Origin of the sequence: Bradyrhizobium ivorense (assembly GCF_900696085.1) — a bacterium.
Classification (GTDB): domain Bacteria; phylum Pseudomonadota; class Alphaproteobacteria; order Rhizobiales; family Xanthobacteraceae; genus Bradyrhizobium; species Bradyrhizobium ivorense.
The window spans coordinates 1-17,924 of record NZ_CAADFC020000005.1 but is presented as its reverse complement, the minus strand read 5'-3'; the positions used below and the strand labels follow the sequence as shown (position 1 = coordinate 17,924).

The window sequence follows — 17,924 nt, the reverse complement described above, 5'->3', positions numbered from 1 at the left end:
GAATGAAATGAGCGGCGAGGTGGGGTGACAGTCCCTCCACGTCAGCGCTGCCCGTGTTGAGAGATCACCCCACCCCGTCTCGCATTCCGCTGCGCTGCATGCGATCCGACCCTCCCCCTCCAGGGGAGGGTGAAGAGTGTTAGGCTCTCCGTGCCGTCGTCACCCATCGCCGCGTTGAAGTCCCGGCTGCTCGGCGCGCCCATCCTCCCCTGGAGGGGGAGGATCGACGCGAATGAAATGAGCGGCGAGGTGGGGTGGCAGTCCCTCCACGTCAGCGCTGCCCGTGTTGAGAGATCACCCCACCCCGGATCGCATTGCGCTGCGCTTCATGCGCAACGACCCTCCCCCTCCAGGGGAGGGTGAAGAGTTTCATGCTCTCCGCGCCACCTGCCGCGGCGGCGCCTCCGCATAGCGCTCGGCCATCGCAGCCGTCATCTCGGCCATCTTCTCGCGCAGCTCGCGCGGCTCCAGCACCTCGGCCTCGGTGCCGAGCCGCAGCAGCTCGGTCGCGGCGTGCCACACCGTCTTGCCGACCGGCATGGTGGCGATCCGCCAGCCGTCGGCGTCGGTGGTCTCGGCCAGCCGCATGCGCGCCCTGACGTAGGGATGCGCCAGCACCTCGAACAGCTTTAACCCGAGCGGCGACAGCCGCACGGTGGCGTGGTTCGGATGCAGTTCGGCCTCGAGCCGTTCGGTGGAGGCGCGCCAATAGGCGGCGAGGTCGAAATCGGCCGGCCGGGCGAACGCCTCGTCCAGCGCCACGCATTCGAGCACGCGCGCGACGCGATAGCTGCGGACGCTGCCGTCGACGAGACCCGCGAGGTACCAGCTGCCGCCCTTCAGCACCAGGCCGAGCGGCGCGACGCGGCGGCGCTTCTCGGCCTTCCAGCTCTGGTAGCGAATCTCGATCAGGTTTTCGCGCAGCACCGCGCCGGCGATGGCGCGCAGGTGCTTTGGCTCCTCGGACTCGCCGAACCAGCCCGGCGCATCGAGATGGAAGAGCTGCCGTACCCGGTTGGCGTTGGGGCGCAGGTTCGCCGGCAGTGCCGCCATCAGCTTGGTCTGCGCCGCCGCCATCGCAGGCTCGAGGCCGAGCGCGGCGGCGGGTCCCGGCAGCCCCGCCATGAACAGCGCCTCGGCCTCGCACTGCGAGAAGCCGTTCAGTCGCACCCGGTAGCCGTCGAGCAGGCGATAGCCGCCCTCGGCGCCGCGGTCGGCATAAACGGGGACGCCGGCGGCGGCGAGCGCATCGATGTCGCGATAGATCGTCCGCACCGAGACCTCGCAGGCCTCCGCCAGCTCGGGCGCGGTGACTTGGCCCCGCGCCTGCAGGGTGGTGAGGATCGAAAGTAGCCGGCTTGCGCGCATGTGCCGATGATACCTGACACAGGGTGTCAGGTATAGGCGCGCATAAGGAGAGCGCGACCCTGATGGCGCAAAGGAGCCACCCCATGACCACCACCGACCGCATCACGCTGTATTACTCGCCGCAGACCCGCGCCACCGGCGCGCGGGTGCTGCTGGAGGAACTGGGCGCGCCCTATGACCTCCACGTCCTCAACGCGAAGGCCGGCGAGCAGCGTCGGGACGCCTATCTCGCCGTCAATCCGCTCGGCAAGGTGCCGGCGATCCGCCACGGCGAGGCGCTGGTGACCGAGCAGGTCGCGATCTACATCTACCTGTCCGATCTGTTCCCGCAGGCCGGCCTGACGCCCGCGCTGGGCGACCCGCGCCGGGGTCCCTATCTGCGCTGGATCGCCTATTACGGTTGCTCGTTCGAGCCGGCCGTGATTGACCACTTCATGAAGCGCGAGCCGGCGCCGATCACGATGTCGCCCTATGCCGATTACGACACCATGCTGGGTGCGCTCGAAGCGCAGCTCGCCAAGGGACCCTATCTGTTCGGCGACCAGATCACGGCGGCCGATATCCTTTGGGGCATCGCCTTCAACTGGACCATGACCTTCGGCATCGTGCCGAAGCGGGATGTCTTCGTCCGTCACGCCGAAAGGATCACGTCGCGCCCGGCCTACCAGCGTGTGACGGCCGCGGACCAGGAGATAGCTGCGGCGCATGCCGCGGCAGCCGGCGTGTGATAAGACGGCGCAATGGCGAAAGCGCTCCACAGCACCAATGTCGTCAACACCCTGATCCGCGTCGCGGAGGATTGCCCCGCGCGCAGCGGTGAAGCGCCGCAGCCGCGCGGCGGCCAGCCGACCGTCGCGACGCTGCAATACGCGATGCTCGCAGGCGCGCCGTACAAGTACACCTCCGACGACGTGGTGTTCGCGACGTCGGCGGTCGGCCGTGCGCTCGATGCGAAGGCGACGAAGCAGGAGCGCAGCCTGGCGCGCGAGGCATTCTTCGCGAAGGGCCAAGCCTGCATGCGTGCCTCGCCGCTCGGCAAGCGCTTTGGCTGGGGCGTTCACGCCGACGCGAAAGGCCGCATCGCGATCTACGCCGTCGACAGCAAGCGCTACCAGGCGCTGGCCGCGGACCCGGAGATCGCGCAAACGCGCGCGATGCGAAGCAAGCGGGGGTGAGGTCCGCGAAACAGGGTACGCACTTGTTAGTCCCGTCATCCCCGCGCAAAGGCTTCGCCTTTGTCGCTGGAGGTGCGAGCCTCTTCGGCGAGCCTCGAAGGATGCACGGCCACGATGCCTCCGCGAGGGGAAAGCCGGGCCGTCGACCCTTCGAGGGCCGCTGAAGAAGCGGCCACCTCAGGATGACGGGACTGAGTGGGTGCGGAGCGCCGAACTAAAACCTTGGCGCGCGCTTCTCGGCGAACGCCTTGATGCCTTCCTTGATCTCGTCGCCGCGCATGCTGTCGCGGTGGCGGGCGTCGGCGGCGGTCTCGTCCAGAGCGCCGCGGGCGAATTCGTTGACGGCGCGCTTCATGCCGGCCATGGCTTTCGGCGCATTGCCGGCCAGGATCGCCGCGAGCTTGTCGACTTCCTCGTCCAGCATTTCGAGCGGCACCATGGCGGTGAGGTAGCCGATCCGCAGCATCTCCGGCGCGGTGATCTTCTGCGCAGTCAGAAACAGCATCTTGGCGTTGTCGACGCCGAGCCGCGTCACGTAGCGCTTGATGCCGCTGGTGTAGTAATGCAGCCCGAGCCGCGCCGCCGGCATGAACATTTCGGCGGTGTCGACGCCGATCCGGAAATCGCAGGCCAGCGCCAGGTCGGTCGAGCCGCCATAGACGCCGCCATTGAGCCGGCAGATCGTCGGCACCGCGAGATCCTCGAGCCGGTTGACCACGACCTCGAACGCCGAGCCCGCGCTCTGCTGCTCGTTCGCGCTCACCGCCCGCTCGGCCACCGAGTTGAGGTCGTAGCCGGCCGAGAACGCGCGCCCGGTCCCGGTCAGCACCAGCACGCGGATCGCGGGATCAGCCTCGATCCGCTCGAACAGTTTGACCAGCCCGCCGAGATCCTCGGCCTGCAGGCGGTTGAGATGCTTGGGCCGGTTGAGGCGGATGGTGGCGCGCGCTCCCGCGATCTCGAGCACGGGTCCGCTTCCGGTGTCGGCCGCGTCGGCCATTGTGGTCTCCATCATTGATTTTCGCGTTCGCGCCGCTTCGCCTCGGCGTCGATGGTCTCGGCGAGCTCGGGATGCCGTGCCATCAACAGGCGGAAATCGACGAGGTCAAGCACCAACAGCCGCGTCACCTTGGTGGTGGCGACGCTGGCGGCGCGCTTGGCGTTGCCGAGCAGCGCCATCTCGCCGAAGAACGAGCCTTCGCCGAGCGGCACCTTGCGGCCGGGCAGGTCGACCTCGACCTCGCCGGCGGCGACGAAATACATGCAGTCGCCGTTGGTGTCCTTGCGGATGATCATGGTGCGCGGCGGCAGGTCCATGGTCCGCAGCACCTGGGTGACATCGGCGATCGCGGCAGGCCCGAGATGGGCGAAGAACGGCACCTTGCTGACGGTCTCCCAGGTTTTCAGAAAGTTGTCGCGGCGGGTCTCCGCGGCAAACCCGGTGGCGAGAATGCCGGTCCACAGTCCGAACACGCCGAGCCCCGAGATCATCACCATTGCCGCGACGATGCGGCCGAGCGGGGTGATCGGCACCACGTCGCCATAGCCGGTCGTGGTCAGCGTCACCACCGCCCACCACAGCGCCGCCGGCACGCTGCCGAAGGTTTGCGGCTGCACGTCGCGCTCCAGATAGTATTCGGCGACCGAGGCGAGGAACACCACCATCAGGAAGATCACCAGCACGCTGGCGAGCGGGCCTGACTCGACCACCAGCACGCGGCGCAACTGGCGCAGGCCGGGAATGCCCGGCACCACCTTGAGCACCCAGAGCACGCCGAGCAGCCACGCCGTCTTCGGCGCGATGCCGGCGAGCAGGGCGACCGGCACCGCCAGCGCGCCGATCGCATCGACTATGCCGGCGCTCGACAGCGCGTAGAACCAGAACTTGCCCTGCCGCCCCATATGGCGCAGCCGCACCAGCCATTCGAACACGAAATAGAACAGGCACGCCCACAGCAGCGCGTCGACCCAGCGCCCCACGGCGTCATAGGCCGGCTCGACCGTCAGCAGCACCATCATGGTGACGCCGACGGCCACGGCCACATACGCCGCCGTGGTCATGTTGCGGCCGGCAGTGGCCGACACGAAACGCGTCAGAGCCGGAACAACGAGCGGCTTGGACATCGGAGCTGGATTGCCTGCCTGGGTTTGATGCGCTGTTTGTAAGGGAGGCCCTGCAGGAGGCGGGGCCGCTGCCACAACGTGCCTGCCTCGGCTGAGGCCGTCAACGCGCAGGCGTTCGCGGCATGACATCGAACCGTTGGACGAATGGCCTAGGCATCTTGTCCCAATTTTGCCCCGGCAAATGTGAGAAATCAGACAAATCGTCGCGTTTTCCCCGTATATCAGCAATGCTGTCCAGCCGATGCGACCTCGACCGCACTGCAGCGACTAATAAGGTGGTCTGTTCACTTCTTGAGAATTGGTTGGTTTCCGATGGATACCTCACATCTCGCGGAGCACGCCGGAGCAGCCGGCAGTCTGTTCGCATCGATCTTCGTGGTCGCCACGCTGTCGATGCGCACCATGATCCCGCTGCGCGTCTTCGCCATCCTGACCAACATCATCCTGATCGCGACCGCGATCCCGACCCACAATTACGCGGTGCTGATCCTGCATGCCGTGCTGCTGCCGGTGAACACCTATCGCCTGCACCAGATGCTGCAGCTGGTCCGCAGCGTGAAGAAATCGGTCAATAGCGATCTGTCGATGGACTGGCTGCGGCCGTTCACGACCGAGCGGAAATTCAACGTCGGCGATGTCCTGTTCTACAAGGACGAGAAGGCCGACAGCATTTTCTACATCGTCAGCGGCCGCTACCGCCTGGTCGAGTCGGGCATCGAGCTGCCGGTCGGCGCCCTCGTCGGCGAGTTCGGCATGCTGTCGCCGTCGAACACCCGCACCCAAACGCTGGAATGCGTCGAGAGCGGCACCGTGCTGTCGGTGACCTACGACCAGGTCGAGCAGCTCTACGTGCAGAACCCGGCGTTCGGTTTCTACTTCCTGCGGCTTGCCAGCGCCCGCCTGTTCCAGAACATTTCGACGCTGGAGCAGCAGCTGGCGCAGTACACCACACCGAAGGTCGCGGAGCCGAAGCCGGCATGAGCGCGTTGTGAGCAGTTCTGGAGGCGCCGCAGTGCCGGATGACGACGGTCTCCTGGCTTCGCTCCGTTACCTGTTCGCCGACATCATCGGCGACGAGGACGAGGGGCCGCCGGTGCTGCCCGACGCCTGCCCGGCGCATCTCGGCCCCGCGGTGAGCGGCGCGATCCACCTGATGATCGAATATCAGAGCACGAGCTACGCCCAGCTCTATGTCGACCGGCTCAACCGCTTCGTCGGCCGGCGCGGCGTCGACGACGCGATGCTCGCCGACATCGCGCAGCTGCTGGCGCAGCGCATGGCCTATGAGGACCCGATCCGGATCGCGCAGCTCAAGCTCGGCGAGGTCAATGCCGCCGGCGGGTTGACGGCGCGCTCTGCCGACGACATCAAGAAATTCCGGCTCGACGAACTGATCGATGCGCTGCCGGCGGTGATCGCCGATCCGATTCTCGGCATGCTCGACTGGTTCGGCTGGCGGCACCGCCGGGTCTCGATCCGCTTTTCCGCCAACAGCCGCTTCAGCGTCCGTCGGCTGCGGATCGAGGCGGGCCTGAAGCGCTGGCGGCTGTTCTCGATCCGCTATGCCAAGGAACGGGTCTGGGTCGAGCGCTGGCTGCACATGATCGACCGCAGCCTGACCAAGCAGCCGGCGGCGGCGACGGCCGTGATCCAGACCGCGACCATGATCAGCGGCTACGGCGATCGCTATCGCCAGGGCATCGCGGACTGGCACGCGATCATCGACGGGCTCGCCAAGCCGACCTTCGACGGCGTGCTTGCGCTGCCCGATCTCGCTGCCGCCATCACCGAAGCCCGCGCCGCCATCATGCCCGACCCGCGCCAGGCCGCGCTGAAGCGCAAGATCGCGGAGATCCGCGCCCGGGTGCCGCAGGCTGCGTCGTAGCGACGTGAGATCAGATCTATCCCCGTCATCCTGAGGAGCGCGCTCTTGCGCGCGTCTCGAAGGATCGACGGCCCGGCTGGTGGCCGATTCATCCTTCGAGGCTCGCAAGGGCTCGCACCTCAGGATGACGGGTCTGAGGGCGGAGCGCGCTATGTCTCCGCTCGCTACCGCTCGATATGCGGCGGTTCGTCGTAGCCGCGGCGGCTGGAATAGAACAGCAGGCCCATCAAGCCGACGCCGACAACGACCATCAGCGCAAGTCCGACCGTGAACAGGATGATGCCATTGGTTGGCACCGGTGCGTCCGGGATCATCAGGCCCTGATAGGCGTAGGCGCCGACCGCGAGCAGAAGGGCCAGCAGGCCGACGCTGATTGCGATGCGCATGCGTGTCTGCCTCTGCTGAAGGCCGAGAGCCGCAGGCGCTCCGTGCGATGGCTATTCCGCCGCGGTGGTCGCCTTGGCCAGCGCCTGTTGCCCGGCCCGGGTCAACTCGGTGAGCGTCGTCCTGCCGCTCCTCGCGCACTTGATGATGTATCGGGCAACGCGCCTGCGGGTGGGGTGTTCCTCGCCGTGCGGGGTTCCATCGCAGACGCGGTCGAGCGCCACATTCATGTTGGCGAGCGTACGTGAGTCAAACCTCTCCTCGATCATCGCGGCTCTCCCTGTCGGGCTCAGCGACGTGGCTATTTACGGGGTACCAGCCACTCGCTGACCTCCATCACCGTCTCGGTCTGTCTGGCTTTCTTCATCAACGCGTCGCGTTCCCGCCCGGGGGGCAATTTGCGCGCTGCAATGCGGGCATCCTCGGCAAACTTCCCAAGCCGGTCCTCGAACGATCCTGCAGGCCGGCCTCTGTTGCGCTTCTTCTTGCTCATCTGTCTCCACCCTGGAACCAAACCTTAGGGCAGGTTCCTGAAGGGCGTCGTTAACCCATGACATCCGGCGGATCGAAAAAATGCGCCCCGAAAACCAGGAACGATCTCGCGGGCCATGCGTAAGCCCGGTGCGTTCGCTGCTTTGCTCCCCGAGAGCAGTGGACCATTCCGGTGACGGGCCTCGGCGAATTTCATCGCCGGGGCCCGCATGACTTTTAGAGATTAGGCTTCAAGGAGCTCGACAAATGGCACATTCCAACCAGGGCATCGTCAGGGACGCCAAGGGTCAGGAGCAGCCTGCCGACAAGCAGCGCGCTCAGACCGCGCACAAGACCAAGGCCGGGTCATCGCATCAGCGCGAAGCGACGCGCGATCCGAAATTGAACGACGCCGACAAGACGCCGGGATCGGGCATGGCGCCCGACGACAAGGGCGACGCGCCGACCGGCTGAGCGCGCGACATTGTCGCGGGAACGGCGATCTCTATCGGGGTTGCCGATACAAGGATTGAACGGAGCAACGCATGACAGTCGATGACAAGGAAATCGGAAATCTGATCGGCAGCGACAAGGTCGAGGGCACCGCGGTCTATGGCGCCGATGAGCGGAAGATCGGCTCGATCGAGCGCGTCATGATCGACAAGAAGAGCGGGCGCGTCTCCTATGCCGTGCTCGGCTTCGGCGGAATTTTGGGACTTGGCAATGACCACTATCCGCTGCCCTGGCAATCGCTGAAATACGATACGCGGCTCGGCGGCTACGTCACCGGCGTGACCGAGGCCCAGCTGCGCGGCGCGCCGAAATACGGCAGCGAGCGCGATTGGAATTGGGCCGACATCGGCACCACGCGCGCGGTCAACGACTATTACGGCGTGCCGTTCGTGTAAGCAGACACCGGCCCGTCTCGCGGCGCGGCCGCGTGTCCGCCGCGAGACATCGTGGCCGGCGCCGCCAAAATCAGTTGGCGTGAATGTACACAAGTGAACATTCGCCAATACCTGTGCAATGTAACATACGTTATTGAAACCGACCCGGCGGTTACCCGATGAACATGCGGGGGACCTCTGTCGTTGGCATCGCTGATCCGGAAATTGGAGCACTTCGTACGCCTCTCGCCGGCGGAGCATGCCATCCTCGATCGCGCGGCCACCGAGCGGGTGCGCAAGCTCGGTCCGCGCGTCGACCTCGTCCGCGAGGGCGAGAAGCCGAGGGACGTGCATCTGATCCTGTCCGGCTGGGCCTGCCGCTACAAGCAGCTCGAGGACGGCCGGCGGCAGGTGGTGTCGTTCCTCCTGCCGGGCGACATCTGCGACGTCAACGGCTTCATCCTGCGCGAGATGGATCATTCGATCGGCAGCATCACGCAGGTCACGATCGCCGATCTCTCCCGCGAGTTCTTCGATGAGGTCGGCGCGCGGCATCCGCGCATCGCCACGGCATTCTGGTGGGAGACCCTGGTCAACGCCGCGATCCAGCGCGAATGGACGATGAACCTCGGCCAGCGCACCGCCCTGGAGCGTACCGCGCATTTGCTCTGCGAGATCTGGCTGCGCTTAAGCATGGCCGAGCTGACCAGGGGCGATAACTGCGATTTTCCGCTGACCCAGGCCGATCTCGCCGACGCCACCGGTCTCTCCAAGGTGCACGTCAACCGCATATTGCAGGAGCTGCGTGCCGCGGGCCTGATCGTGCTCAAGAGCAAGACCCTTGCCGTGCCCGATCTCGCACGCCTGATGCGCGCAGGCCTGTTCAACCCGAACTACCTGCATATGGATCGCGAAGGACGGCAGCTCGATGCCGGGAGCGCGGACATCGCGGCCGGATAACGGCTGCCCGGCGCGGGCGACCTGATGTCTTGACCTTCCTTGCCGGATTCACACTATGCTCCCCGCGGTCGGCGGCGGCGCTCGTCGCGCCGGCCGGTCAGCGCCCGGCGCGCGCGGGCAGGACGCGGCTGAACCCGCTGACGCGTCCCGCTCGTCAAACTCCACAGGTATCGGCAAATGAAAACCATCTTCGGCCTCGATATTCCCCAAACCCTTGACGAGATCTGCAGCCCCCAGCGCATGGCGCTGGTGGTCTACGACATGCAGATCGGCATCCTGAAGCAGATCAAGAATCCCGAGGCTGTGGTGGCGAAGGTGGCGCGCGTGCTCGACGCCGCCCGCGCCGCCGGCGTCAGAATCTTCTTCATGCGGCACATGTCGCTGCCGCGGGAGCTGATGGGCGCGTTCTGCTACCGGATGGCGATGGCCTGGCAGCGCACCGACGATCCGGAACAGGTTAGTCCGTGGTTTCTGCGTGACTCGCCGGGCTTCCAGATCACGCCGGAGCTGGCGCCGCGGCCGAGCGAGGCGATCTTCGACAAGCTGACGATGTCGGCACTGGAGGGCACGCCGCTCGCGATCGCGCTGCGCGATTGCGGCATCACCTCGATGGCGCTGGTCGGCGTCGCGATGGAGATCGGGATCGAGCCGACGGCGCGGCACGCCGCCGATCTCGGCATCGTCCCTGTCATCGTGGACGACGCCTGCGGCAGCGGACACGCCGAGGCGGCGCAGCGCTCCGTCGAGTCGCTGAAATTCGCCGGCGACGCGGTGTTCACCGATGTGGAGACCTTCTGCCGGACGCTGCAGCGCACCTGCGGATGAGCGATTTCGCACGATCCGTCAGTGCGGCGCTGTCGCTGATCGCCGATGCGGATGCCGAGCTGCTCGGCATCGTCATGCTGTCGTTGCGCGTCAGCCTGATGGCGAGCATCCTTGCCTTGCTGATCGGGGCGCCGATCGGCGCCTGGCTCGCCATTGCAAAATTTCGCGGCCGCCAAGTCGTCATCGTGCTGACCAATGCACTGCTCGGTCTTCCCCCGGTGGTGGTTGGTCTCGCGCTCTATCTGCTGCTGTCGCGCTCCGGACCGCTGGGTCCGGCCGGCCTGCTGTTCACGCCGGCCGCCATGGTGATTGCCCAGACGCTGCTTGCCACCCCGATCGTGGTTGCGCTGGTGCATCGGCCGTCATCGCTGCTGTGGATGGAATATCGCGATCTGGCGCGGACCGACGGGCTGTCCTATGTGCGCAGCATCGCCCTGCTGTTCGCGCTGGGACGCGCGTCGCTGTTGACCGCCTTTCTCGCTGCCTTCGGCCGCGCCATCGCCGAGGTCGGCGCCATCATCATCGTCGGCGGCAATATTCGCGGCTATACGCGGACCATGACGACGGCGATCGCGCTCGAGACCAGCAAGGGCGAGCTGCCCTTGGCGCTCGGGCTTGGGCTGATCCTGCTGGCCCTGAGTGTGGCCGTCTCGACCGTCGCGTTCCTACTCGTGGGTCGCGTTGGGGAAAAATAGCTGCTCGCTGCCGACCTTGTAGCCGGCGATGGCTTGCTGTCCGGCCGGCGAGATCAGCCAGTCGATGAAGGCCTGCCCGTCCTGTGCCTTGACGTTCGGATGGTTGGCCGGGTTGACCAGCATCACGCCATATTGGTTGAACAGCCGCTTGTCGCCTTCAGTCAGGATCGTGAGATCGCCGCGATTCTTGAACGACAGCCAGGTGCCGCGATCCGACAGCACATAGCCGCCGGTCGACGCTGCCATGTTGAGCGCCGGCCCCATGCCCTGTCCGATTTCGCGATACCAGTCGCCTTTCACCGCCGCGAGGTCGATGCCGGCATCCTTCCAGAGCCGCAGCTCCGCCTGGTGCGTTCCGGAGCGGTCGCCGCGCGAGATGAAGGGCGCCTTCGCCGCCGCGATCTTGCGCAGCGCCGCAGCAACGTCCTTGTCGCCGGCGATGTGCGCCGGGTCAGCCTTTGGTCCGACGATGACGAAATCGTTGTACATGACGTCAAAGCGCTTCACGCCCTGGCCCTCGGACATGAATTTGTCCTCGGCCGGCTTGTCGTGAACGAACACCACGTCGGCATCGCCCCGTCGTCCGATATCGAGGGCCTGACCGGTGCCGACGGCGACGACCCTGACTCCGATTCCCGATGCCTTGGTGAATTGCGGCAGCAGATGGCCGAACAGGCCCGATTGCTCCGTCGACGTCGTCGAAGCCACGGTGATGGTTCGCTCCTGCGCTGCTGCCGGCGCGCACCAGGCCAGCATGCCCACAAGGGCGATGAAGAATTTTCGCATTTGTCTTCTCCCCGACGTCGCCGTCAGTGTAGCCCTTGCAACACGGGCGTGAAATCCATCTGATGCCGTCCGCGACATTTTCGCCGGCAAACAGCGTGGGCAAGGTCAATGATGACAGTCGAGCAACCAGTGGGCCGCGCCGCCGAGGTGTTTCGCGTGTTTCTGCGGCTTGGCCTGACCTCGTTCGGCGGGCCGATCGCCCATATCGGCTACTTCCGGCATGAATTCGTCGAGCGCCGCAAATGGCTCGACGAACAGGCCTACGCCGATCTCGTGGCGTTGTGCCAATTCCTGCCGGGTCCGGCGAGCAGCCAGGTCGGCTTTTCGCTCGGCCTGATGCGCGCGGGTTATCCCGGCGCGCTGGCGGCGTGGACCGGATTCACGCTGCCGTCGGCGATCGTGCTGGTGCTGTTTGCCTATGGCGCCAGCGCGCTCTCGGGTCCCGTCGGCAGCGGCCTGGTGCACGGGCTGAAACTCGTCGCGGTCGCGATCGTCGCGCAGGCGGTGTGGGGCATGGCGCGCACGCTGTGCCCGGATCGGACCCGCGCCTCGATCGCGGTCCTCGCCGCGCTGCTGATCCTGTTCAGCACGTCGCCGGTCGTCCAGGTCGGCGCCATCCTGCTCAGCGGCCTCGCCGGCCTTGTGCTGTGCCGCGCCGGGCAGGGCGGCGGCGCCACCCACTTCGCCGTGCCGGTGTCGCGGCGCGTCGGGCTTGCCGCGCTGGCCGCCTTTTCGATCCTGCTGATCGGTCTGCCGGTGCTGGCGCGGCTGTCGGGCGATGGCGGCATCGCGCTGTTCGAGGCGTTCTACCGTTCCGGCGCGCTGGTGTTCGGCGGCGGCCATGTGGTGCTGCCGCTGCTGCGCGAGGCCGTGGTCACTCCGGGGTGGGTCAATGACAGCGCGTTCCTCACCGGCTACGGCGCCGCGCAAGCGGTGCCCGGCCCGCTGTTCACCTTCGCAGCCTATCTCGGTGCGGTGGTCGGTATCGCGCCGCATGGCGTTGCCGGGGCGATCATCGGATTGCTCGGCATCTTCCTGCCCGGCGTCCTGATCCTGCTGGCGGCGCTGCCGTTCTGGGACGAGTTTCGCAAGCGCGCCGGCGCCCAGGCGATGATGCGCGGCGTCAACGCGGCGGTGGTCGGCATTCTCGGCGCGGCGCTGTATCAGCCGGTGTGGACCAGTACGGTGCTTGGGCCGCGCGATTTCGGCATCGCGCTGGTCGGCTTCGTGCTGCTCACGGTCTGGCGCGCGCCGCCGCTCGTGGTGGTGGTGTTCAGCGCGATCGCCGGCGTGCTGGCTGCTTCAGGCTGAGGCAGCTCTCCTCAGGCTTTGACCGCCGCGTCAATCGGCGGCCGCCACAGCACGCGCGCGACCGGGATCGCGAGGCAGGCGCCGGCAAGCTGGGCGGCAATGAACGGCACAACCCCGTCGGGCGCGATACCGGCAAAAGTGTTGGATAGCGCGCGGGCGATGGTCACGGCGGGATTGGCGAACGATGTCGAGGCCGTGAACCAGTAGGCCGAGGTGATGTAGAGCCCGACCGCATAGGCCGTCGCCTGCGGCGTTCGCGCCGCGACCCCGAAGATCGTCGTCAGCAGGCCGAACGTCGCTACGGTTTCGGCGATCCACTGCCCGGTCCCGGTGCGCGCGGTCGTCGACACCTGCCAGACCTCAAGATCGAACATCAGATGCGCGATCCACACTCCGGCAATTGCGCCCGCGATTTGCGCGGCGACGTAGACTGCGGTGTCGGTCCAGCGTGCCTGCTGACGGATCGCGAAGGCGAACGAGACCGCGGGATTGAAATGCGCGCCCGAGACCGGGCCGAACGCCAGGATCAGCACCACCAGAATGGCGCCGGTCGGGATCGTGTTGCAGAGCAGGGCCAGCGCCGCGTTGCCGCCGGCGAGCCGTTCGGCCATGATTCCGGAGCCGACCACGGCCGCCAGCAGGAAGGCCGTTCCGAGCCACTCGGCGAAGGCGCGCTGCGCGAGCGGCCGCATCACGCGCCGCGGTCCAGCCGCACCCGTTCGCCATCCTCCTTGACGAACTCGCCGCGCTGCGGCGGAAGCAGCTCCAGCACCGTCTCGGACGGCCGGCACAGCCGCACGCCGTTCGGCGTCACGACGATCGGCCGGTTGATCAGGATCGGATGGGCCAGCATCGCATCGAACAGTTCGTCGTCGGTCAGGACCGTGTTGGCGAGCCCGAGTTCGGCGTATGGCGTGCCCTTTTCGCGCAGCAGATCGCGCACCGCGATCCCCATGCGCGCGACCAGCTGCTGCAGCATGGCGCGGGCCGGCGGCGTCTTCAGATACTCGACGACATGCGGCTCGATGCCGGCGTGGCGGATTATCGCCAGCGTGTTGCGCGACGTGCCGCAGTCCGGATTATGGTAGATGATCACATCCATCTTCATGCGCCTCAGCAGCACGCTGACGACGGCTTCGCCGCCGCCTGCGGGGCGCAGCAGGCGCTCGGCTTTTCCTGCGCAATTTGCTTTTCCTGCGCGACGCGGGCGCGGTTCTCGCCGCTGCCGTCGCCATAGTCGGTGCTTTCGCCGGTGGTGTGAAAGGTCTCCCAGGCGATCCCGGCGGGATCGTCGATCCAGGATTTTTCCGACTTGGCATAGCAGCAGGTGGTCTGGCCCTGCTCGATGATCTCGCCGCCGGCCTGGCGTAGCCGGTCATAGACCTCATGCAGCTCGTCCGCGCTCTCGACCTGGATGCCGAGGTGATCGAGGCCCACCTGCCGGCCACGGGTCGAGATCGCAAAGTTCACGCGGGGATCGTCGAGCATCCATTTCGCGTAGTCCGCCTTCACCACCGCAGGCTGCGCCGCGAACAGCGCCGAGTAGAAGCCGATCGAGCGGGACAGGTCTTCGACGGAGACGTGAACATGCATGCGCTTCATGGTCTGTCCTTTCAGGCGATCTCGCTCTTCCGCTTGCGCGCGGGCTTGCACTCGGCCGCGGGCGCGCATGAAACGCCCCCGCAGCAGTTTTCAGTGAGGAAGGCGAGCAGCGCGTTCATCTGCTCGTATTGCGCCGTGTAGATCATCGAGCGTCCGTCGCGGCGCACCGCGATCAGCCCGGCGGCGCGCAGCCTGTCGAAATGGAAGGTCAGGCTATTGGGGGCAAGTCCTAATGCCTCGGCCACCGCGCCGGCTGACAGCCCGTCGGGGCCGGCCTGCACCAGCAGGCGGAACACGTCCAGCCGATTGTCCTGCGCCAGCGCGCCAAGCGCGCTGACGGCGTCTGTCTTTTCCATATTTCAACGAATATTGAAATAAGGGCCGGCCGTCAAGGCGCATTCGGCATTGCCGCGAGCACAATGCGTCACCGTCACCCTGAGGTGCGAGCTCTTGCGAGCCTCGAAGGGTCGACGGCCACCGGCCGGGCCGATTCATCCTTCGAGACGCGCGCAAGTGCGCGCTCCTCCAGCGACAAAGGCGGAGCCTTTGCGCGGGGATGACGGTTCACAGCAAACGGCCGTTCACGCGTTCGCCGCCTTCACCACCACGACGTTGTCGTCCTGCGCCGGCGGGTGGCGCTTGAAGTGGTCGCGGCGCAGCGCGATTTCGTCGCGCACCAGCTCGTAGCCGAGCTTGAAGGTGTCGAGCCCGTCGCTGGAGACGCTGCCGTCGCGCAAGCCGACCACGGCGCGGCGCAGGATCGCCTCGAGCTCGTCCTGCAGCTGGTCGAGATGGTCGATGCAGGTGGCGTGCTGCATCCGCTCGCCGATCTCGAGGATCGCCGCCGCAAGCTCGCTGGCTTTCCTCGGCGCGACGCGGGTGACCTTGGTGTAGATCGCGGCGAAGATCGAGCCGATGACGCTGAGCGCGGCGGCGGCGAGATACAGCACGTCGCTGTAGCGATCCATGAACGATTTGGTGTCGTCATTGATGTATTCTGCGGCGCCCTGATGGGCAACGATGAAGGCATCCTTGTCGGTTTCCGCCGGCTCGATCTTGGAGGCGAAGCCGTCGGCGAGCACGAGCTCGGACTTGTTCTCGTAGATCAGGCGCGCCAGCTCGGCCGCCGTCGTGCTCGACATCCGCGATTGCGCGACCAGCAGCCACTCTAGCCCGATGGTATCGACGTCGTCGTCGGGAATCGCCGGCGAGGCCGACAGCATGCCCTTGGAGACCGTCTCCTCGGAGATCGCCGGATATTTGCGGGCGAGCGCCTTGGCGGCATCGATCGCGTTCAGCGTGAAGCCGCTGCGCCGCGCAAATTGCTCGTAGCTCTTGTCCTTGATGAACTTGGAGGCGTGTTCGATCGCGATCACGGCGCCGAAGCCGGATGCGAACAGCCGGTCGATCGGCGTGCCCGGCGGCGCCGGCTGCACCCGCTGCGCCGCATCGGGGTTGTCGGCAATCTCGAGCGCGCTGCGTACGAAGTTGACGCTGTTGTCGCCGTCGCCGACCACGGCGATCCGCTTTTTCTTCAGCTCGGCGAACGACTTGATCTTCTTGTCGCCGGGGCTCAGCACCAGCACCACGTCATGCTCGAGGATGGCGAGCGCGCGGGCGCGCGGCGGCACCTTGGCGTCGGTGCGCAGGATCGCGAGGTTGGCGTCGCGGCGGTCGAACTGCGCCAGCGCCTTGGCGTTGTCGGGGTTGGTTGCGATCTTCAGGCGCAGCCGCGACGAGTTGTTCTTCAGCACCGTCGCCAGCTTGGCGGCGAACTTCGCCTCGGGGCCGTTTTGGTCGCCGACCGCGAACACCAGGGTCTCCGAATTGCGCAGCCAGACCTGGCCGCCCCACACCGTCGCCGCGGTCAGCAGCAGGGTCAGGGCGGAAAAGATCACGATCTGGGCGCGGTTGTTCTTCACAACCGTGGCGCGAGCCGGCGGCAAGGCCGGCGCAGGCGAGGGAGCTTCAGCACTCATGGCCCAAGCACTCTTGGCTCATCACCCATCCGGGAATGCGGTATGCCATAGCCGAACCGGCGCTGCCCGGCGAACTTGTAAATGGCTACAAAAGAAAGAAAATTTCGCACGTTCCGTGACGATATACCTCCCTTGGGGGAATGCAAACCGGCGGCCGGCCGTAACCTTAACCGGCGGACCTGCGCCGCGATGCCGCATGACGATCGCCACTATCGGGGGGCGAACACACATGTGATTTTCAGCGCATCGCTGGTGCAATCCGCCGCCGGAGATGTCATAAATGAGACAAGCTTTGGTTTGCGAGATTGTGCTGACGGCCTGACCCGGATTTCCTGCGATCACATTCATTCACGTCAAAGGGCGTCAGCTTGTTGTTTCCCTCCCTGTCATCGTCGGTGTCGGTTGGTGCCCTGGTCGGATGGATGCTGCTGCTCACGGCCAAGCACATCATCGCCGACTTCATGCTGCAGAACGCCTGGATGGCGATCGGCAAGGACCAGAAGACCGGCTGGGGCCTCCCGCTGCTCGCGCACTGCCTGGTGCATCTCGCGGTTGCATTGGTGCTGATTCTCCTGGTGGCGCCGCGCTTCTGGTACGTCGCCTTCGTCGATTTCGTGATCCACATCATCGTCGACCGCGCCAAGGGCATCTGCGCCTCGCATTTCCACGTCACGCTGGAGTCCGGCCATCCCTGGTTCTGGACGCTGATCGGCGTCGACCAGGCGCTGCACCATCTCACCGGCTTTGCACTCTCGATCTACATGGCCGCGAACTGAGCCTGTCCACGGACGTCGCTCTCTGCTGAGAGGCCGGACCCCTCCACCCGTCATTGCGAGCGAAGCGAAGCAATCCACCTGTCCGCAAGCGCGGGGGGATGGATTGCTTCGTCGCGGAGCCTGTCATCGGGCGCGCGTTCGCGCGACCCGTTGGCTCCTCGCAAAGATGGGGTGGACGGCCCCCAACGGCATCAGTGTGCCAGACTGGTGATGTTGATTCGACCAGACAAGGGGACCGTCCATGACGAAGATTAGCACGATTGGTTTGGACTTGGCGAAGAACGTGTTTCAAGTTCACGGGGTTGATGCGGCGGGAGCTGTGGTGCTGAGGCGGCAACTTCGGCGGGCCGCCGTGGAGAAGTTTTTTGCGCAGTTGCCGCCGTGCCTGGTGGGCATGGAGGCCTGTGGCAGCGCGCATCATTGGGCACGGGTGATCGGGAAGTACGGCCACGAAGTCAAGCTGATGCCGCCGGCCTATGTGAAGCCTTATGTGAAGCGCAACAAGAACGATGGCCGGGACGCGGAGGCGATCTGCGAGGCGGTGAGCCGGCCGACGATGCGCTTTGTGGCGGTGAAGAGCGTCGCGCAGCAGGCGGCGCTGGCGGTTCACGGCACCCGCGCGCTGCTGGTTCGGCAGCGGACGATGGCCGCGAACGCGCTGCGGGCGGCGCTGAGCGAGCTCGGGATCGTGGCGGC

General features: G+C 66.3%; 24 protein-coding genes. 12 read left to right on the top strand and 12 right to left on the bottom strand.

All coding sequences use genetic code 11. The features are described from left to right. Positions 1–369: 369 nt before the first annotated feature. The gene (locus CI41S_RS08935) at positions 370–1,368 is read right to left on the bottom strand and encodes a helix-turn-helix transcriptional regulator (protein ID WP_139858624.1); all 999 of its coding nucleotides are present in this window, start codon (positions 1,366–1,368) and stop codon (positions 370–372) included. Positions 1,369–1,451: 83 nt separating this feature from the next. Between CI41S_RS08935 and CI41S_RS08930 the strand changes: the two genes are divergently transcribed. Both CI41S_RS08930 and CI41S_RS08925 read left to right on the top strand, forming a co-directional pair. Beyond that, positions 1,452–2,096 (top strand): glutathione S-transferase family protein, encoded by a 645-nt coding sequence (locus tag CI41S_RS08930; RefSeq protein ID WP_139858623.1) that lies wholly within the window; start codon positions 1,452–1,454, stop codon positions 2,094–2,096. Positions 2,097–2,108: 12 nt separating this feature from the next. After that, entirely contained in the window at positions 2,109–2,543 is a 435-nt protein-coding gene (locus CI41S_RS08925; RefSeq protein WP_139858622.1) for a DUF6157 family protein, read from the top strand. A gap of 214 nt (positions 2,544–2,757) precedes the next feature. Here the strand turns inward: CI41S_RS08925 and CI41S_RS08920 are convergent, their stop codons facing one another. Both CI41S_RS08920 and CI41S_RS08915 read right to left on the bottom strand, forming a co-directional pair. Beyond that, positions 2,758–3,543 (bottom strand): enoyl-CoA hydratase/isomerase family protein, encoded by a 786-nt coding sequence (locus CI41S_RS08920; RefSeq protein ID WP_139858621.1) that lies wholly within the window; start codon positions 3,541–3,543, stop codon positions 2,758–2,760. Positions 3,544–3,554: 11 nt separating this feature from the next. Further along, on the bottom strand, positions 3,555–4,667 hold the full coding sequence (locus tag CI41S_RS08915) for a cyclic nucleotide-gated ion channel (protein ID WP_139487058.1): 1,113 nt from the start codon (positions 4,665–4,667) through the stop codon (positions 3,555–3,557). A gap of 312 nt (positions 4,668–4,979) precedes the next feature. Between CI41S_RS08915 and CI41S_RS08910 the strand changes: the two genes are divergently transcribed. After that, positions 4,980–5,648: a Crp/Fnr family transcriptional regulator gene (locus CI41S_RS08910; RefSeq protein ID WP_139858620.1), complete on the top strand. Its 669-nt coding sequence runs from the start codon at positions 4,980–4,982 to the stop codon at positions 5,646–5,648. 31 nt (positions 5,649–5,679) lie between these two features. After that, positions 5,680–6,552, top strand: a complete 873-nt coding sequence (locus CI41S_RS08905) for a DUF6537 domain-containing protein (protein ID WP_139858797.1) — start codon at positions 5,680–5,682, stop codon at positions 6,550–6,552. 164 nt (positions 6,553–6,716) lie between these two features. Here the strand turns inward: CI41S_RS08905 and CI41S_RS08900 are convergent, their stop codons facing one another. From CI41S_RS08900 to CI41S_RS08890, 3 genes are read right to left on the bottom strand one after another with little or no spacing between them, the layout of a single operon-like run. Beyond that, positions 6,717–6,938: a hypothetical protein gene (locus CI41S_RS08900; RefSeq protein ID WP_139858619.1), complete on the bottom strand. Its 222-nt coding sequence runs from the start codon at positions 6,936–6,938 to the stop codon at positions 6,717–6,719. 51 nt (positions 6,939–6,989) lie between these two features. Further along, a complete protein-coding gene (locus tag CI41S_RS08895; protein ID WP_139487055.1) occupies positions 6,990–7,205 on the bottom strand; it encodes a hypothetical protein in 216 nt (71 codons plus the stop codon). Between the two features lie 32 nt (positions 7,206–7,237). Beyond that, positions 7,238–7,429 (bottom strand): hypothetical protein, encoded by a 192-nt coding sequence (locus CI41S_RS08890; protein WP_139858618.1) that lies wholly within the window; start codon positions 7,427–7,429, stop codon positions 7,238–7,240. Positions 7,430–7,674: 245 nt separating this feature from the next. Between CI41S_RS08890 and CI41S_RS08885 the strand changes: the two genes are divergently transcribed. The 5 genes from CI41S_RS08885 to CI41S_RS08865 all read left to right on the top strand — a co-directional run bounded on the left by CI41S_RS08885 (position 7,675) and on the right by CI41S_RS08865 (position 10,774). Then, positions 7,675–7,881 carry a hypothetical protein gene (locus CI41S_RS08885; RefSeq protein WP_139858617.1) on the top strand — a complete coding sequence of 69 codons (207 nt, stop codon included), beginning with the start codon at positions 7,675–7,677 and terminating at the stop codon, positions 7,879–7,881. Between the two features lie 71 nt (positions 7,882–7,952). Beyond that, positions 7,953–8,315: a PRC-barrel domain-containing protein gene (locus CI41S_RS08880; RefSeq protein WP_139487052.1), complete on the top strand. Its 363-nt coding sequence runs from the start codon at positions 7,953–7,955 to the stop codon at positions 8,313–8,315. Positions 8,316–8,498: 183 nt separating this feature from the next. Beyond that, positions 8,499–9,254, top strand: a complete 756-nt coding sequence (locus tag CI41S_RS08875; protein WP_172627967.1) for a Crp/Fnr family transcriptional regulator — start codon at positions 8,499–8,501, stop codon at positions 9,252–9,254. 177 nt (positions 9,255–9,431) lie between these two features. Next, positions 9,432–10,079, top strand: coding sequence for a cysteine hydrolase family protein (locus tag CI41S_RS08870; protein ID WP_139858616.1), 648 nt, complete (start codon positions 9,432–9,434; stop codon positions 10,077–10,079). Beyond that, entirely contained in the window at positions 10,076–10,774 is a 699-nt protein-coding gene (locus tag CI41S_RS08865) for an ABC transporter permease (RefSeq protein ID WP_139487050.1), read from the top strand. The genes CI41S_RS08870 and CI41S_RS08865 overlap by 4 nt, the downstream gene beginning before the upstream one ends. Here CI41S_RS08865 and CI41S_RS08860 read toward each other — a convergent pair. After that, the gene (locus CI41S_RS08860) at positions 10,745–11,560 is read right to left on the bottom strand and encodes an ABC transporter substrate-binding protein (RefSeq protein ID WP_229177432.1); all 816 of its coding nucleotides are present in this window, start codon (positions 11,558–11,560) and stop codon (positions 10,745–10,747) included. The genes CI41S_RS08865 and CI41S_RS08860 overlap by 30 nt on opposite strands. Positions 11,561–11,671: 111 nt before the next feature. Between CI41S_RS08860 and chrA the strand changes: the two genes are divergently transcribed. Continuing rightward, positions 11,672–12,871 carry a chromate efflux transporter gene (gene chrA / locus CI41S_RS08855; protein WP_244626450.1) on the top strand — a complete coding sequence of 400 codons (1,200 nt, stop codon included), beginning with the start codon at positions 11,672–11,674 and terminating at the stop codon, positions 12,869–12,871. 11 nt (positions 12,872–12,882) lie between these two features. On the opposite strand, the gene CI41S_RS08850 is transcribed toward chrA, so the two are convergent. The 5 genes from CI41S_RS08850 to CI41S_RS08830 all read right to left on the bottom strand — a co-directional run bounded on the left by CI41S_RS08850 (position 12,883) and on the right by CI41S_RS08830 (position 16,452). Then, a complete protein-coding gene (locus CI41S_RS08850; protein WP_139858794.1) occupies positions 12,883–13,563 on the bottom strand; it encodes an aquaporin in 681 nt (226 codons plus the stop codon). Next, on the bottom strand, positions 13,563–13,973 hold the full coding sequence (gene arsC, locus CI41S_RS08845) for an arsenate reductase (glutaredoxin) (protein ID WP_139858614.1): 411 nt from the start codon (positions 13,971–13,973) through the stop codon (positions 13,563–13,565). Before arsC ends, CI41S_RS08850 begins: the two co-directional genes overlap by 1 nt. A gap of 11 nt (positions 13,974–13,984) precedes the next feature. Beyond that, positions 13,985–14,473: an ArsI/CadI family heavy metal resistance metalloenzyme gene (locus CI41S_RS08840; RefSeq protein ID WP_139858613.1), complete on the bottom strand. Its 489-nt coding sequence runs from the start codon at positions 14,471–14,473 to the stop codon at positions 13,985–13,987. 11 nt (positions 14,474–14,484) lie between these two features. Continuing rightward, complete coding sequence (locus CI41S_RS08835) at positions 14,485–14,829, bottom strand: ArsR/SmtB family transcription factor (RefSeq protein WP_139858612.1); 345 nt, start codon at positions 14,827–14,829, stop codon at positions 14,485–14,487. Positions 14,830–15,054: 225 nt separating this feature from the next. Further along, a complete protein-coding gene (locus CI41S_RS08830) occupies positions 15,055–16,452 on the bottom strand; it encodes a TAXI family TRAP transporter solute-binding subunit (protein WP_139858611.1) in 1,398 nt (465 codons plus the stop codon). A gap of 422 nt (positions 16,453–16,874) precedes the next feature. Between CI41S_RS08830 and CI41S_RS08825 the strand changes: the two genes are divergently transcribed. Further along, positions 16,875–17,228, top strand: coding sequence for a DUF3307 domain-containing protein (locus tag CI41S_RS08825; RefSeq protein WP_172627191.1), 354 nt, complete (start codon positions 16,875–16,877; stop codon positions 17,226–17,228). Between the two features lie 241 nt (positions 17,229–17,469). Next, positions 17,470–17,924 (top strand): IS110 family RNA-guided transposase (locus CI41S_RS08820; protein ID WP_139858610.1); only part of this gene is annotated, 455 nt, incomplete at its 3' end.

Coding starts and splice junctions, on each gene's coding strand:
- CI41S_RS08935 (WP_139858624.1), bottom strand. CDS start 1,368: ATGCGCGCAAGCCGGCTACTTTCGATCCTCACCACCCTGCAGGCGCGG.
- CI41S_RS08930 (WP_139858623.1), top strand. CDS start 1,452: ATGACCACCACCGACCGCATCACGCTGTATTACTCGCCGCAGACCCGC.
- CI41S_RS08925 (WP_139858622.1), top strand. CDS start 2,109: ATGGCGAAAGCGCTCCACAGCACCAATGTCGTCAACACCCTGATCCGC.
- CI41S_RS08920 (WP_139858621.1), bottom strand. CDS start 3,543: ATGGCCGACGCGGCCGACACCGGAAGCGGACCCGTGCTCGAGATCGCG.
- CI41S_RS08915 (WP_139487058.1), bottom strand. CDS start 4,667: ATGTCCAAGCCGCTCGTTGTTCCGGCTCTGACGCGTTTCGTGTCGGCC.
- CI41S_RS08910 (WP_139858620.1), top strand. CDS start 4,980: ATGGATACCTCACATCTCGCGGAGCACGCCGGAGCAGCCGGCAGTCTG.
- CI41S_RS08900 (WP_139858619.1), bottom strand. CDS start 6,938: ATGCGCATCGCAATCAGCGTCGGCCTGCTGGCCCTTCTGCTCGCGGTC.
- CI41S_RS08895 (WP_139487055.1), bottom strand. CDS start 7,205: ATGATCGAGGAGAGGTTTGACTCACGTACGCTCGCCAACATGAATGTG.
- CI41S_RS08890 (WP_139858618.1), bottom strand. CDS start 7,429: ATGAGCAAGAAGAAGCGCAACAGAGGCCGGCCTGCAGGATCGTTCGAG.
- CI41S_RS08885 (WP_139858617.1), top strand. CDS start 7,675: ATGGCACATTCCAACCAGGGCATCGTCAGGGACGCCAAGGGTCAGGAG.
- CI41S_RS08880 (WP_139487052.1), top strand. CDS start 7,953: ATGACAGTCGATGACAAGGAAATCGGAAATCTGATCGGCAGCGACAAG.
- CI41S_RS08870 (WP_139858616.1), top strand. CDS start 9,432: ATGAAAACCATCTTCGGCCTCGATATTCCCCAAACCCTTGACGAGATC.
- CI41S_RS08865 (WP_139487050.1), top strand. CDS start 10,076: ATGAGCGATTTCGCACGATCCGTCAGTGCGGCGCTGTCGCTGATCGCC.
- CI41S_RS08860 (WP_229177432.1), bottom strand. CDS start 11,560: ATGCGAAAATTCTTCATCGCCCTTGTGGGCATGCTGGCCTGGTGCGCG.
- chrA (WP_244626450.1), top strand. CDS start 11,672: ATGACAGTCGAGCAACCAGTGGGCCGCGCCGCCGAGGTGTTTCGCGTG.
- CI41S_RS08850 (WP_139858794.1), bottom strand. CDS start 13,563: ATGCGGCCGCTCGCGCAGCGCGCCTTCGCCGAGTGGCTCGGAACGGCC.
- arsC (WP_139858614.1), bottom strand. CDS start 13,973: ATGGATGTGATCATCTACCATAATCCGGACTGCGGCACGTCGCGCAAC.
- CI41S_RS08840 (WP_139858613.1), bottom strand. CDS start 14,473: ATGAAGCGCATGCATGTTCACGTCTCCGTCGAAGACCTGTCCCGCTCG.
- CI41S_RS08835 (WP_139858612.1), bottom strand. CDS start 14,829: ATGGAAAAGACAGACGCCGTCAGCGCGCTTGGCGCGCTGGCGCAGGAC.
- CI41S_RS08830 (WP_139858611.1), bottom strand. CDS start 16,452: ATGAGTGCTGAAGCTCCCTCGCCTGCGCCGGCCTTGCCGCCGGCTCGC.
- CI41S_RS08825 (WP_172627191.1), top strand. CDS start 16,875: ATGCTGCTGCTCACGGCCAAGCACATCATCGCCGACTTCATGCTGCAG.